The organism is Ewingella sp. S1.OA.A_B6, assembly GCF_049889095.1.
Classification (GTDB): Bacteria; Pseudomonadota; Gammaproteobacteria; order Enterobacterales; family Enterobacteriaceae; genus Ewingella.
Genome location: NZ_JBLJFK010000001.1, coordinates 1,202,130 through 1,216,920, shown reverse-complemented (window position 1 = coordinate 1,216,920; position 14,791 = coordinate 1,202,130). Strand labels below are relative to the sequence as shown.

12 protein-coding genes are annotated in these 14,791 nt (G+C 53.2%); 8 read left to right on the top strand and 4 right to left on the bottom strand.

All coding sequences use genetic code 11. The features are described from left to right. Positions 1 to 333 precede the first annotated feature (333 nt). The gene (locus ACMV8I_RS05745; protein WP_498864215.1) at positions 334 to 1,749 is read left to right on the top strand and encodes a NarK family nitrate/nitrite MFS transporter; all 1,416 of its coding nucleotides are present in this window, start codon (positions 334 to 336) and stop codon (positions 1,747 to 1,749) included. Positions 1,750 to 1,823: 74 nt separating this feature from the next. On the opposite strand, the gene ACMV8I_RS05740 is transcribed toward ACMV8I_RS05745, so the two are convergent. From ACMV8I_RS05740 to ACMV8I_RS05730, 3 genes are read right to left on the bottom strand one after another with little or no spacing between them, the layout of a single operon-like run. After that, positions 1,824 to 2,366: a DUF4865 family protein gene (locus ACMV8I_RS05740; RefSeq protein ID WP_498864214.1), complete on the bottom strand. Its 543-nt coding sequence runs from the start codon at positions 2,364 to 2,366 to the stop codon at positions 1,824 to 1,826. After that, positions 2,363 to 2,785 carry a tautomerase family protein gene (locus tag ACMV8I_RS05735; protein ID WP_498864213.1) on the bottom strand — a complete coding sequence of 141 codons (423 nt, stop codon included), beginning with the start codon at positions 2,783 to 2,785 and terminating at the stop codon, positions 2,363 to 2,365. Before ACMV8I_RS05735 ends, ACMV8I_RS05740 begins: the two co-directional genes overlap by 4 nt. A gap of 14 nt (positions 2,786 to 2,799) precedes the next feature. Further along, positions 2,800 to 3,123, bottom strand: coding sequence for a carboxymuconolactone decarboxylase family protein (locus ACMV8I_RS05730; RefSeq protein WP_498864212.1), 324 nt, complete (start codon positions 3,121 to 3,123; stop codon positions 2,800 to 2,802). A gap of 106 nt (positions 3,124 to 3,229) precedes the next feature. On the opposite strand from ACMV8I_RS05730, the gene ACMV8I_RS05725 reads away from it, so the two are divergent. Both ACMV8I_RS05725 and ACMV8I_RS05720 read left to right on the top strand, forming a co-directional pair. Beyond that, the gene (locus tag ACMV8I_RS05725; RefSeq protein ID WP_498864211.1) at positions 3,230 to 4,111 is read left to right on the top strand and encodes a LysR substrate-binding domain-containing protein; all 882 of its coding nucleotides are present in this window, start codon (positions 3,230 to 3,232) and stop codon (positions 4,109 to 4,111) included. Between the two features lie 110 nt (positions 4,112 to 4,221). After that, complete coding sequence (locus ACMV8I_RS05720; RefSeq protein ID WP_498864210.1) at positions 4,222 to 5,919, top strand: chloride channel protein; 1,698 nt, start codon at positions 4,222 to 4,224, stop codon at positions 5,917 to 5,919. 14 nt (positions 5,920 to 5,933) lie between these two features. On the opposite strand, the gene ACMV8I_RS05715 is transcribed toward ACMV8I_RS05720, so the two are convergent. Further along, positions 5,934 to 6,953, bottom strand: coding sequence for a transporter (locus ACMV8I_RS05715; protein ID WP_498864209.1), 1,020 nt, complete (start codon positions 6,951 to 6,953; stop codon positions 5,934 to 5,936). 385 nt (positions 6,954 to 7,338) lie between these two features. Between ACMV8I_RS05715 and ACMV8I_RS05710 the strand changes: the two genes are divergently transcribed. The 5 genes from ACMV8I_RS05710 to ACMV8I_RS05690 all read left to right on the top strand — a co-directional run bounded on the left by ACMV8I_RS05710 (position 7,339) and on the right by ACMV8I_RS05690 (position 14,394). Next, a complete protein-coding gene (locus ACMV8I_RS05710) occupies positions 7,339 to 11,115 on the top strand; it encodes a nitrate reductase subunit alpha (protein ID WP_498864208.1) in 3,777 nt (1,258 codons plus the stop codon). Beyond that, a complete protein-coding gene (narH, locus tag ACMV8I_RS05705; protein ID WP_498864207.1) occupies positions 11,112 to 12,647 on the top strand; it encodes a nitrate reductase subunit beta in 1,536 nt (511 codons plus the stop codon). Before ACMV8I_RS05710 ends, narH begins: the two co-directional genes overlap by 4 nt. Beyond that, positions 12,647 to 13,384, top strand: a complete 738-nt coding sequence (narJ, locus tag ACMV8I_RS05700; RefSeq protein ID WP_498864206.1) for a nitrate reductase molybdenum cofactor assembly chaperone — start codon at positions 12,647 to 12,649, stop codon at positions 13,382 to 13,384. The genes narH and narJ overlap by 1 nt, the downstream gene beginning before the upstream one ends. Continuing rightward, positions 13,381 to 14,058, top strand: coding sequence for a respiratory nitrate reductase subunit gamma (narI, locus tag ACMV8I_RS05695; RefSeq protein WP_498864205.1), 678 nt, complete (start codon positions 13,381 to 13,383; stop codon positions 14,056 to 14,058). The genes narJ and narI overlap by 4 nt, the downstream gene beginning before the upstream one ends. A 102-nt stretch (positions 14,059 to 14,160) precedes the next feature. Then, positions 14,161 to 14,394, top strand: coding sequence for an LPXTG cell wall anchor domain-containing protein (locus tag ACMV8I_RS05690; RefSeq protein ID WP_498864204.1), 234 nt, complete (start codon positions 14,161 to 14,163; stop codon positions 14,392 to 14,394). The last annotated feature ends 397 nt before the right edge of the window (positions 14,395 to 14,791 follow it).

The following is a 14,791-nucleotide window of genomic DNA, read 5'->3' as shown; positions in this document are numbered from 1 at the left end:
AATAGATCCCTGTTGATACATCTTGTGGGACAAACATCTTGCCCGTGGGTACATATTTTTTATTATCCCGGCCTAACCAAAAATACCCCAATGGGAGTACTCACTAATTTCCAGTGCGTATGTGGGGAACGCGGGTGAGTAAAATAATTAACTTCAACATTTTGAATTATAGTTGTTTATTGGCCTGATGTGACCTACTCATAAAGGGCGTGTGTCGTTATAACATCGAAAACTTACTCATCATCTGGTTGATTTATATCAACATCATGTAAGAGAGCACTACCTAGTGTGTGCAGCATTCATAACGCCAATGTTCTGCATACCGAGGTTTCTATGTCGCACACTTCTTCCACACAGACTGAAAAAAAGTCACGGCTGCTCCAGGACTGGAGACCGGAAGATCCGGCCTTCTGGGCTGAAAGCGGTCACAAAGTTGCCAGCCGTAATTTATGGATCTCCGTTCCCTCGCTGCTGCTTGGCTTCTGCGTTTGGATGCTGTTCAGCCTGGTTTCGGTCAACCTTAATAAAGTCGGTTTCAACTTTACGACCGATCAGCTGTTTATGCTGACGGCTATCCCCTCGGTGTCAGGCGCCATTCTGCGCGTCCCTTACTCCTTTATGATCCCGTTGTTTGGTGGCCGTCGCTGGACCGCCATCAGCACTGTATTTCTGATTATTCCTTGTGTCTGGCTGGGCTTTGCGGTGCAGGATATCACCACGTCCTACAATACCTTCCTGATCATCTCCCTGTTGTGTGGTTTTGGTGGTGCGAATTTTGCTTCAAGCATGGGGAACATCAGCTTCTTCTATCCGAAAGCTAAACAGGGCGGTGCGCTGGGCATTAACGGCGGGCTGGGTAATATGGGGGTGAGCGTGATGCAACTGCTGGCACCGCTTGCTATCTCTTTGGGCATTTTTAGCGCGTTCAGCGACCCGCAAACACTGGCCGATGGTAGCAGCATGTGGCTGCAAAACGCGGCATGGATCTGGGTGCCGTTCCTGCTGATCTGTACCGTAGCGGCGTGGTGCGGTATGAATGACCTGGCGTCATCGAAAGCCTCAATCCGCCAGCAACTCCCGGTTCTCAAACGCGGCCATCTGTGGATCATGTGTGTGCTCTATCTGGCGGCATTTGGTTCGTTCATCGGTTTCTCCGCCGGTTTTGCGATGCTGACTAAAACCCAGTTCCCTGACGTGAATATCATGCACTACGCCTTCTTCGGCCCGCTCATCGGGGCGCTGGCGCGTTCAGCCGGCGGTATGCTCTCTGACCGTCTGGGTGGTGTGCGAGTGACTTTCTGGAACTTCGTGGTGATGGCGATCATGGCGGCGCTGCTGTTCCTGACGTTGCCACACGGTGGCGTCGGCGGTAACTTTGCGGCCTTCTTCGGCGTGTTCATGGTGTTGTTCATGACTGCCGGTCTGGGGAGTGGTTCGACTTATCAGATGATTGCGGTGATTTTCCGCAAACTGACCACTGACTCAGCGCTGGCTCGTGGTGATAACGCAGAGTCTGCGCAGCGTGAAGCAGTGACCGACACCGCAGCGGCGCTGGGCTTTATCTCTTCGATTGGTGCAATTGGCGGCTTCTTTATTCCTAAAGCTTTTGGTACCTCACTGGCAATGACCGGTTCACCCGCGGGTGCGATGAAAGTGTTCCTGGTGTTCTATGTTGTCTGCGCGGTGATCACGTGGGGGGTTTACTGGCGTAACCTGAATAAAGGTTTCGCCACCAAAAAACCGCGTTAATTGTTTTATCATTATGGGCCGCAAGGCCAGACTCTGAGGCTGCCTTCTGGCAGCCTTTTTTGTGATTAAGGTCGTTAGGCGATTTCTGCTGGATACGGCGTCGATATGTGCTTTATACGATAATGCTGTCCGTGACTGGCGATGATTTTTTTTCCGGCCGTGAAATGGATTTTTTTCCAATTTGCCGTGTCCCAGGCAACGATATCAATGAGCGCGTCTGCGATGGGTTCACCGACAAGTTGCGACAGATCGTTGAAAGGGGCGATATCACTTATCTCTCTGGTGGCGAAAATAGCCCCGGTGATGTTGTCGCTTAAACGTGCGGCAACCACCGGATATGTTCTGACCTGAGGCCATCCAAATGCTTTAGCTACGTTTTGAAAACCGGCGCTAATGAGAAAGTGATTCAGGCTTTCTGCATCGTGCCACAAATAAAAGGGTGCATAGAGATTCTCTGCACTGTCGGTTTGTAGATCATCGCGGCGCGCATAGAGATACGTTTTAAAAATCAGCCCTGGATAGCCATCCAATAAATGCCCATTGTCGGTGATGCGCTTTTCAATAATCGCCATGTCGTAATCCGCAGGCAGGGTGAAACTGTATTGCATGGCAATCATAATATTGAGCCTTGTGCAGTCGAGAACATGTCTCCGTGACTGAATGACCAATCTTCCGGCTGAGTAAAGCTGACGACGATCATGACATCAGCGGGGGAAATCCCCAGTTGATGATGTAATTTTTCAACCAGATATCGGTATAACGCCTGTTTTTGCGCAGCGTCACGTGGCTTACCTCCCGTAATGTGGAAAAGCAGGAAGTCTTCTGAACGCAGGTCGTCTTGCCCCGACTCTTTTTTTCCACACAAATAGGTTGGGTTAATCACACGCTGACCTCTACTGGCCGGTTCAAACAGTTGAAAGCAATCCTCTTCAGGAACGGAAAATGTGCTGACCAGCGCCTCCTGCAACGTGGCAGATATCACGGATTGCCAGGCATGAATACGGTGAGCCGGCAGAGATATTCGGGTAAATGGCATGGTTATTTTCCTTTTTATTCCAGAATCAGAGGGGAAAATTGGGTCAGGGCTGAAGCCGCCGCTGGCCATCCTGCATAAAAGGCCAGGTGGGTAATTAACTCACTCAACTCCAGTTGAGTTACACCGTTTTTCATCGCCAGAGTCAGATGAAAAGGCAGTTGTTCAACGCGGTTCAGCGCAACCAGAGTTGCGACAGTGATCAGGCTGCGGTCACGTGCCGGGAGTTCACTTCTTTCCCAAAGATCGCCAAACAGCACCTGTTCAGTAAGCTCAGCCAATTTCGGCGTCAGAAGCGCCATGGTTTCCAGTGTCAGTGTTTGAGTGGTGTTTGTGCTCATGTCAGGTTCCTTTTGTCCGGGTGTGAAAAAGAGCATAAGCGGTTATAATTATCCTGAAAATAGAAAATATCAGTAAGTTTAATCCACAAAAACGGGATGATAAGGCATGACTAAACGACCAGTAACGTTCGATGCTGAAGCGCTGCGTAGTTTTGTGGCGGGAATTGAGCTTGGTAGCTTTGTACTGGCCGCTGACCGCTTGGGGCGCTCGACATCTGCCGTAAGTGCTCAATTGAAAAAACTCGAGCAGCAGGCAGGTACGCAATTAGTACAAAAATCTGGCCGGCATTTGATACTGACCGAGAAGGGTGAAGTCATGCTGAGCTATGCGCGGCGGATTCTGAGCCTGAACGATGAAGCCAGTGCGGCCCTGCTGGCCAGTTCGCTGAATGGCAGTCTGAATCTGGGGATGCAGGAAGACTTCGGTGAAACCTTGCTACCGGCCATTCTCGGTACTTTCACCCGTGCACATCCTCAGGTGCAGCTTTCAGCCAGTATTACCCGTAACCAACAATTGCTGGAGGGGATACGCCATAGTGAATTCGATCTGGCGGTAAGTTGGCAAGCCGTTGATGAACCCTGTTTTCCGACCAGTCAGTCTCTCGGGCGTATTGCTTTACGCTGGATTGGCCCTGATCATTTTTCTCTTGAGCACTATTTACACGCGGGTGAGCCGCTGCCTTTACTGGTGTTTGAAGCGCCCTGCTTGATGCGCAGTGCAGCCACCGCTGCGCTGGACCATGCGGGTATCCCCTGGAGGATTGCGTTTACCAGCCGTAGCCTTAGCGGGATCTGGGCAGCGATGTCAGCGGGGCTGGGTATCACCGTGCGTACCGATTTCGGGATGCCTCAGACATTACGCGTCTTAAACGAATTACCCGCACCCGGTGAAGTAGGAATCAGTCTACATCAGAGCCAGTCTCAGCCTGGTGAAGCGGCGAGCTGTCTGAAAGAGGCAATCATTGGCTTTTTTGCGGGCCATCAATAAAGTGCTAACGGTTTTTAAAAGCAGAGAAACGACCTAAGCCGACAGGTGTGTTGATCATCAGTAAAATGCTACTCTGCGGGACCGGCCGATACCGCAACTTACGGAACAACATGACTTTGAAAGCCCCTGACGCCTGGCAAAAGGGCGACCTGATTAATCTATTGATTGCCATTCCAGCTGGGATCATTGCCGCGCTGGTGACTATCGCTTTTCGCGGGGCGATTTCGGGTATTAACGGTCTGATGTTCACTGACGGCAACGACATTACCAAAGCATTTCTCGAATACCCGCGTGCGATATGGCCACTGATCACCACCGTTGGCGGCGTGATCGCCGGTTTCATCCTGCTTTGGGCGCTGAACGTTGAACGCAGACACGGTAACATGCCGGATTATCTCGACGTAATTGACCAGCGTCTGCCGGGGATCCCATTGCGCAGCACCTTGCTGCGGGCGGCTTCCTCACTGGCCAGTATCGCCAGCGGCGGATCGATTGGCCGTGAAGGGGCCATGGTGCAGCTTTCAGCGCTCAGCGGCAGTCTGCTCGGGCGTTTTTCCCGTTTGCGCGTTTTGCATCAGTCGGATGTTATCGCGATGGCGGCGGCTGGCGGACTGGCTGCGGTATATCATGCACCCTTTGCGGGGGCGTTGTTCGTGGCCGAGATCGCCTTTGGCGTGACCGCCGTACAGCGGCTGATCCCGCTGTTTATTTCTGCTTCGGTGGCGGTGCTGACCGTGCGCTCGATCACCGACTACGAACCACTCTATCTTTACTCCACGGCCACTTTCAGCCCATCGGCGGGCGCCATCGTCACCGTGCTGGCGATTGGTGTGGTAACCGGCACGCTCGGGCCACTGTTTATAGGCTCCATCGACAAAGTCCGTCAGTGGATGAAACCCATTTCGCATCCGGTGTTGCGCCTCGGGCTGGGGGGTTTGGCGGTCGGGTTGGTGGCGATGGTGTCACCGCTGGTGCTGGGCAACGGTTTTGAAGTGATCGACCTGATCCTCAACAACGGCGACCTGCAAACCTCGCTGCTGCTGGTGCTGGTATTGAAAATTGTCGCCACGGCGATCACCGTCGGTTCTGGGGCGGTAGGTGGGTTGTTTACGCCGTCGCTGCTGATCGGTGCCGCCAGCGGGGCACTGGTCTGTACTTTCCTGCAGTGGTTGGGCTTTGATCCGGGACCGGTCGGTTTGTATGCAGCAATCGGGATGAGCGCACTGTTGGCGGCGACCAGCCACGCGCCGCTGATGTCGATCATGATGGCGTTCGAAATGACGCTCAACAGTTCGCTGCTGTTCCCGCTGATGCTGGCAACGGCGATCTCCTATGTGGTGGCCTCAAGGTTGAAAACCGGAGGAACCTATCCGGTGTTGTCCCGGCATAATGCGCGTTTTGCTGCGAAAAATGAGTTTGAGTACAGCACCGTTGCCTCGCTGATTTCTCCCTGCTCGAAGATGTACGTTGATGCCACACTCTCTCAAGTGGTCAGCGAAGGGCTGAAGCAGCGCACGCGCTATGTCTACGTGGTTGACCGCGAAGAGCGTTTTCTCGGCGTAGTGCCGACCAACGTACTGGCAAGCGGCATTATTGACGGCAGCCTAAAAACCGACAGCGCAATTGATCCCTTTATCGAACAGGAATTCACCACATTACTTCAGCAGGACAGCTACGAACAGGCATGGGCGATGTTCAGCAACTCGCCGCTTGAGCGTTTGCCCGTATTGGACAACGCGGCATCTCGCCGGTTGCTCGGTGTTATCACTAAGGCAGCGCTGCTCAATAAAGCCAAAGACTTTATGTAAGCGTCAAAAAAACGTTAATTGTCGTCTTTTCTTTTAAACGCGTACCAGCCTGCCAGAAGAGTAAACATTCCCACAATCACCACCAGTAAAATAAAACCGTGGTGATTGTTGGCAAGCGGAATTCCCCCGACGTTCATGCCAAAAAAACCCGCCACAATATTGATCGGCAACGCCAGAACGGTGATAACCGTCAGCACGTACAATGTGCGGTTACTTTGCTCCATCTGGCGTGATGTGATCTCTTCCTGCAACAGCCTGATGCGTTCGGTCAAGGCAATCAAATCGTTCAGCACCACGGAAAATTCTTCGGCAAATTGACGTAAATCCTGTACTACGTCTGGCGCAATCCAGGCCGGAGGACGGTTGAGCAGTCGAAATAGCGCGGTCGGTTCGGGAGCCAGCAAACGCTGGAAGCGCAGCAGCATTCGCCGCAAACGCCCCAGATTGGCGCGGTTCTTCTTTACGTGATGGCTGAGCAGGCGCTCCTCAATGTTGTCAACGTATTGATTGGCGCGGCGGACAATTTGCTCCAGTAAATCCTCCTGTTCCTCCAGTAAATGCACTAATAGCGCTGTCGGTGAGCCAATATTCAAATGTTCCAGTCGTTTGAACAGGCGTTCGATCAATCTCACCGGTTTATGCCGGGCGGTAACGACCAGTTGCTGATGACAGCTTAGCCAGAGTGTAGAGGTTTCATCGCTGGTTTCTTCCGGATCAAAAATCACGTCATTAAGCACGGCCAGCAGTGTGTCATCCAGCCGCTCAATGCGTGTACTTCGTGATCCTTCACGGATCTCCTCGAAGAAAACATCGCCTACGGAAAAATGCTTCTTAAGCCACTTTTCTGACATGGCATGATTGAGATTAACGTGGATCCAGATGAATCCCTGTTCGTGACAGACTTTCTGATACGCCTCCTGCACCTGATGAGAGGAAACGCTTTCGGGCGGTTTGTCAGGGCGAAAAACAAAGCCGTAAATCATTCCTGTGACTTCATTATTGAAATTGAGTACGGCGGGTTTTTCTGTCTGCATGTCAATGTTCTGATGGCGGAAACGGGTGACTCCATTACGCCAGTAATCGGCGTAAATACAATAACCGACATGCTAATTTCACAATTTTGTAATAATTCTAAACGTCTTACCCCTAATTTTCCGCTGTGACGCTCCCGGTGCCAATTTTAGTTATAAACTAATATTTTTGCATTAAAAAACAATAGGTTAATCTTTGATTTCACGATACCTATTTGGAGGTATTTGTCGCTATGTAAATAATTACCTAACGATGAGGCCTTGATCGCAATCAATTAGGCGCGCGGGTTGACTGCATACCCTGAAGGCATATTGAGCAATGACGTTGTATTCCCCGCCATTCACATAATGACAAAGCGCTATAAGCCTTTGCACAGGAGAGTTCCGGATGAGCAAGTTTCTTGACCGGTTTCGCTATTTTAAAACACTAGCTGAACCTTTCGCGGATGGCCATGGCCAAACGCTGAATACCAATCGTGACTGGGAAGACGGCTACCGTAGCCGCTGGCAGCATGACAAAGTGGTGCGTTCCACCCACGGTGTTAACTGTACCGGCTCCTGCAGTTGGAAAATTTACGTCAAGAACGGCCTGGTCACCTGGGAAACCCAGCAGACAGACTATCCGCGTACCCGTCCTGATTTACCAAACCATGAACCGCGCGGCTGCCCACGTGGCGCGAGTTACTCTTGGTATCTCTACAGCGCCAACCGTCTTAAATATCCATTGATGCGTAAAAAACTGATTCAACTCTGGCGCGAAGCCAAGCTGAAATACAGCGACCCAGTGGATGCCTGGGGTTCGATCATCAGTCAGCCTGAACAAGCCAAGCAGTATAAAGCCGCACGCGGTCGCGGTGGTTTTGTGCGTTCCAGCTGGCAGGAAGTCAATGAGCTGATTGCCGCGTCTAACGTCTATACCGCGAAAACATTCGGCCCGGACCGTATTATCGGCTTCTCACCCATTCCGGCCATGTCGATGGTGTCTTACGCAGCGGGTGCCCGTTACCTGTCGCTGATCGGCGGCGTCTGCCTGAGTTTCTACGACTGGTATTGCGATTTGCCGCCAGCGTCGCCGATGACCTGGGGTGAACAAACCGACGTGCCGGAATCTGCCGACTGGTACAACTCGTCATATATTATTGCCTGGGGTTCCAACGTCCCGCAGACCCGTACGCCAGACGCCCATTTCTTCACCGAAGTGCGGTACAAAGGCACCAAGACGGTGGCGATCACGCCGGATTACGCCGAAGTGGCCAAACTGTGTGACCACTGGTTAGCACCGAAACAGGGCACCGATAGCGCACTGGCACTGGCGATGGGCCACGTTATTCTCAAATCTTTCCACCTCGATAACCCAAGCCAGTACTTCATCGACTATGTGCGTCGTTACACCGACATGCCTATGCTGGTCATGCTGGAACCGCGTGAAGATGGCTCTTATGCCGCTGGCCGTATGCTGCGTGCTTCTGACCTGGTGGATAACCTCGGTCAGGAAAATAACCCGCAGTGGAAAACCATCGCTATCGATGAAACCAGCGGCGAACTGGTTTCTCCGCTGGGGTCTATCGGTTACCGCTGGGGCCAGAAAGGCAAGTGGAATCTGCAGGCCCGCGAAGGTAAAGATCAGCAAGAAGTCAGCCTGATGCTGAGCCTGATGGACAAGCGTGACGAGGTGGTTGAGGTTGGATTCCCTTACTTTGGTGGCGCCGTCAGCGAGCACTTCAACAGCGTTGCGCTGGAAGAAGTATTGCTGCACAAGCTGCCGGTTAAGCGCCTGCAACTGGCCGATGGCAGCACCGTGTTGGTCGCCAGCGTCTACGACCTGACCCTCGCTAACTATGGCGTTGAGCGCGGTCTGAATGATGAAAACTGTGCTAAAACCTTTGATCAGGTGAAAGCCTACAGCCCGGCCTGGGCCGAGCTTATCACCGGGGTTTCACAACAAAATATTGTGCGTATTGCGACCGAGTTCGCCGATAACGCCAACAAAACCCACGGCCGCTCAATGATCATCGTCGGTGCCGGTATGAACCACTGGTACCACATGGACATGAACTACCGCGGCCTGATCAACATGCTGGTGTTCTGCGGCTGCGTGGGTCAGAGCGGAGGCGGCTGGGCGCACTATGTCGGTCAGGAAAAACTGCGTCCGCAAACCGGCTGGCAGCCTCTGGCCTTTGGCCTGGACTGGCAGCGTCCGCCGCGCCATATGAACAGCACCTCGTTCTTCTATAACCACTCCAGCCAGTGGCGTTATGAAACTGTCGCGCCGCAGGAGTTGCTGTCGCCGCTGGCAGATAAATCGCAGTTCACTGGCAGTATGATCGATTTCAATGTGCGCGCCGAACGTATGGGTTGGTTGCCTTCCGCGCCGCAGTTGAACGTCAACCCGCTGAATCTGGCGGAAATGGCGAAACAGGCCGGTAAAACGCCGCAGGAATTTACGGTCGACAGTCTGAAGGACGGCAGTGTGCGTTTTGCGGCTGAACAGCCTGATGATCCGCAGAACTTCCCGCGTAACTTGTTTGTCTGGCGCTCGAACCTGCTGGGCTCGTCCGGCAAAGGCCACGAATACATGCTGAAATATCTGCTGGGTACAGAGCACGGTATTCAGGGAGAAGATCTCGGTGTGCAGGGCGGTATTATGCCGGAAGAGGTCGAATGGCAGGCTCAGGGCGGCGAAGGCAAATTGGATCTGGTGGTGACGCTCGATTTCCGCATGTCCAGCACCTGTCTCTATTCCGACATCGTGCTGCCAACCGCGACCTGGTACGAAAAAGACGACATGAATACGTCGGATATGCATCCGTTTATTCACCCGCTGTCTGCCGCCGTGGATCCTGCGTGGGATTCAAAAAGTGACTGGGAAATCTATAAAGGCATCGCCAAAGCGTTCTCCCGTGTTTGTGTCGGCCATCTTGGCGTAGAAACCGATCTGGTGACCCTGCCGATTCAGCACGACTCTGCCGCTGAAATGGCGCAGCCCTTTGGCGTGGAGGACTGGAAAAAAGGCGATTGCGACTTAATCCCTGGCGTGACCGCACCGCATCTGGTGACGGTGGAGCGCGACTACCCGAACACCTACGAACGTTACACCTCGCTCGGTCCGTTGCTGGACAAATTGGGCAACGGCGGTAAAGGGATTAGCTGGAACACCGAAAGCGAAATCGAGCTGCTTAAAAAACTCAACTACACCAAGGCTGACGGTGCGGCTAAAGGGCGTCCGAATATTGACACCGCCATCGACGCCGCCGAAGTCATTCTGACGCTGGCGCCGGAAACGAACGGTCAGGTTGCGGTTAAAGCCTGGGCGGCACTCAGCCAAAACACCGGTATCGACCATACGCATCTGGCGCTGAACAAAGAAGATGAGAAGATCCGCTTCCGCGATATTCAGGCCCAGCCGCGCAAAATCATCTCCAGCCCAACCTGGTCTGGTCTGGAAGATGAACACGTTTCCTACAATGCCTGTTACACCAACGTGCATGAGCTGATCCCGTGGCGCACGCTGTCAGGCCGCCAGCAGATTTATCAGGATCACGCGTGGATGCGTGCTTTCGGTGAGAGTCTGTTGGTGTACCGTCCACCCATTGATACCCGCGCGGCGCAGCCGTTGCTCAATGCCAAACCGAACGGTAACCCGGAAATGGCGCTTAACTTCCTGACACCACATCAGAAGTGGGGCATTCACTCGACTTACAGTGACAACCTGCTGATGCTGACGTTAAGCCGCGGTGGTCCGATTGTCTGGCTGAGTGAGGATGATGCCAAACAGTTGGGTATCGAAGATAACGACTGGATCGAAGCCTTTAACGCTAACGGCTCACTGAGCGCCCGTGCGGTAGTCAGCCAGCGAGTGCCATCGGGGATGACCATGATGTACCACGCGCAGGAACGCATCGTGAACATTCCAGGTTCTGAAATCAGCCAGCAACGCGGCGGCATTCATAACTCGGTGACCCGCGTTTGTCCAAAACCGACCCACATGATCGGCGGCTATGCCCAGCTTTCTTACGGCTTCAACTATTACGGCACTGTGGGTTCCAACCGGGACGAGTTCGTCATTGTGCGCAAGATGAACCGTATCGACTGGTTGGACGACGAAGGTAACGACTACGTGCAGAGCGCGGTTGTACAGAAGAAAGCACAGGAGAAAGCCAAATGAAAATTCGTTCACAAGTCGGCATGGTGCTGAATCTCGACAAATGCATTGGCTGCCATACCTGTTCCGTAACCTGTAAAAACGTCTGGACCAGCCGGGAAGGCATGGAGTACGCCTGGTTCAACAACGTCGAAACCAAACCTGGCCTGGGTTACCCGACCGACTGGGAAAACCAGGAAAAATGGAAGGGCGGCTGGATCCGTAAAATCAACGGCAAGTTGCAGCCGCGTATGGGCGGCAAAATGAATCTGCTGCACAAGATTTTCCTCAACCCACATATGCCGGAAATTGACGACTATTACGAGCCGTTCGATTTTGACTACCAGCATCTGCACACCGCCAAAGAGAGCAAACATCAGCCGGTAGCGCGTCCTCGCTCGCTGCTGACCGGTAAACGCATGAACAAAATCGTCGGTGGCCCGAATTGGGAAGATGATTTAGGCACCGAATTCAGCAAGCGTTCCGCTGACCAGAACTTCGCAAACATGCAAAAAGAGATGTATGGCGAGTTCGAAAACACCTTCATGGCCTATCTGCCGCGGTTGTGCGAACACTGTCTCAATCCTGCCTGCGTGGCGACCTGTCCGAGCGGCGCGATTTATAAACGCGGCGAAGATGGCATCGTGTTGATCGACCAGGATAAATGCCGCGGCTGGCGTATGTGCCTGACCGGTTGCCCGTACAAAAAAATCTACTTCAACTGGAAGAGCGGCAAGTCAGAAAAATGTATCTTCTGCTATCCGCGCATCGAAGCCGGGCAGCCGACCGTCTGCTCAGAAACCTGTGTCGGTCGTATCCGTTACCTCGGTGTGGTGCTGTATGACGCCGATCGTATCGAACAGGCGGCGTCGGTTGAAAACGAGAAAGACCTGTACCAAAGCCAGATGAGTATTTTCCTTAATCCGAATGATCCGGACGTGATCGCGCAGGCTGAGAAAGACGGTATTCCAATCTCCGTGATGGACGCTGCCCGCCAGTCGCCAGTGTATAAAATGGCCATTGAGTGGAAGCTGGCGCTGCCGCTGCACCCGGAATACCGTACGCTGCCGATGGTGTGGTACGTGCCGCCATTGTCGCCGATTCAGTCCGCCGACGATGCAGGTGCACTGCCGCATACCGGCGTATTACCGGATGTCGAAAGCCTGCGTATTCCGGTGCAGTATTTGGCCAATCTGTTGACCGCAGGCGATCCTGAACCGGTGCTGTTGGCGCTGAAAAGGATGCTGGCGATGCGCCACTTTAAGCGTGCGGAAACGGTTGACGGTGTGGTGGATACTTCGGCGCTGGAGCAGGTGGGTCTGAGCGAAGCGCAGGCGCAGGAGATGTACCGCTATCTGGCCATTGCCAACTACGAAGACCGTTTTGTGGTGCCTTCCAGCCACCGCGAACAGGCGCGTGAAGCTTTCCCGGAAGCTAAAGGTTGTGGGTTCAGTTTTGGTGATGGTTGTCACGGCAGCGATACCAAATTCAATCTGTTTAATAGTAAGCGGATTGATGCTATCGACATCGGCGCGAAAACGGAAAGGAACAGCTAATGAACAGTTTACGACTCATCGGCTTGCTGCTTGATTATCCGTCTGAAGACCTTTGGTTACATAAGATGGAACTGATCGAAGCGGTAAACGAATCACCGGAAATGAATACGCAGCAGCGTCTGGATCTGGCGCTGTACATCCATGCCTTTTGCAAACAAGAACTGTTAGATGCGCAGTCTGCGTATACCGGTTTGTTCGATCGCGGCCGTGCCACGTCGCTGTTGCTGTTTGAGCACGTTCATGGTGAATCCCGCGATCGCGGTCAGGCAATGGTGGATTTGATGGAGCAGTATCGCGCTGCCGGTCTGGAGATCGACAGCCGCGAGCTGCCGGACTACTTGCCGCTCTATCTGGAATATCTTTCCACTATGGAGATCACCGAAGCCTGTGACGGTCTGAAAGATATTGCACCGATTCTGGCTCTGCTGGGTGCTCGTTTTCATGAACGTGACAGCGCCTATGCCGGTCTGTTCGATCTGCTGCTGGCTATGTCTGGCAGTGAACTGGCCAGTGAAGATGTGCGTCCCAGCTTGCAACAAGAAGTGCGTGATGACACGCCAGCCGCGCTCGATGCGGTATGGGAAGAGGAGCAGATCAAGTTCCTCGGTGAGCAGAGTTGCGCCAGCGGTGAAGAAGCGGCCCGTCAAAAACGCTTCGCCGGGGCCGTTCAGCCTCAGTATCTTGACCTTGACGCAGGAACATTCCGCGTGACAACGACAGAGGATGTACGGCCATGAATTTCCTCAATACTTTACTATTTGATATCTATCCATACATCTGTGGCACCGTTTTTCTGGTGGGTAGCTGGCTGCGTTATGACTATGGGCAATACAGTTGGCGCGCGGGTTCCAGCCAAATCATGGACAAAAAAGGGTTGCGCATTGCTTCTCCGCTGTTCCATGTCGGTATTCTCGGCATCTTCGCCGGCCACGCCTTCGGGATGCTGACGCCGCACTGGATGTATGAATCCTTCCTGCCGATCGCCGTGAAGCAGCAAATGGCGATGTGGGCGGGCGGTGCCTGCGGTTTGATGACGTTGGTGGGTGGCGCGATGCTGCTCAAGCGCCGTCTGTGTAATCCGCGCGTACGTGCAACCTCAAGCGCGGGTGACATTATGATCATGACCTTGTTGGTTGTTCAGGTTTGTCTGGGCCTTGGCACCATTCCGTTCTCCGCTCAACATATGGACGGCAGCGAAATGATGAAACTGGTGGGCTGGGCGCAGTCGGTGGTGACCTTCCACGGCGGCGCATCCGCGCATCTTGACGGCGTGGCGTTGATTTTCCGTGTGCATATCGTGCTGGGCATGACGCTGTTCCTGTTGTTCCCGTTCTGCCGTTTGGTGCATATCTGGAGCGCACCGGTGGAATATCTCACTCGTCGTTACCAACTGGTGCGTAACCGCCGCTGAACGACAGGGTGCGGGGTATTTTGACAAGAAACAGAAGGGCGCTATGATGCGCCCTTCGCTTTTTTATAATGTTAATGCCTCTATTTACCAAGGATGCTCATCATGGCCATTGAAAGAAAACCCTTCTCCCTGCCGCGTCGATTATTGCGCAACAGTCTGATCCTCATTGTGATCGGCATTGTCGCCGTGGTCCATGGTCTGATTGTTGGCAACAGTGACCCGGCGCTCGGTGGCGAAATGCCACCACAGTTCTTGATGGGGATCTGGTTCATCGTATTTGGGAGCGTGTTGGGGCTTATCAGTTGGGTTGTGATTCGGCGTAAAGCGAAGCAATAGTTTTTATTTTTGATTTCAAATTTAAATTCAAATTCAAGGTCGTGGGCATCGGCCCACACCGGGCAGGCTTCGGATTGCATTCCGAACTTGCTTTTGAAGGTCAAGGTCGTGGGCATCGGCCCACACCGACCAGAGGGCGGCCAATCGCCGCCGCCCTCTGGACTCCCGGGCTCTTTTATGCAGCTCTCGCAGCTGCGCGGGTCACAATGGTCGTGTTTCAGTTATCTCAGCGATAGCCGCAAAATGTCGCCGCTTAGGCGGTACCCTCACTTCAGGTTCGGACCTGCTCGCAATAGACCCGCTCACAGTTTCTCACCGTTCGTTCGGCATCATTTTTGAATGCGGCCGAAGCTTTCTTCACTTCAAAATCGGAACTGTATTTGTCTTTAAAAAAGTA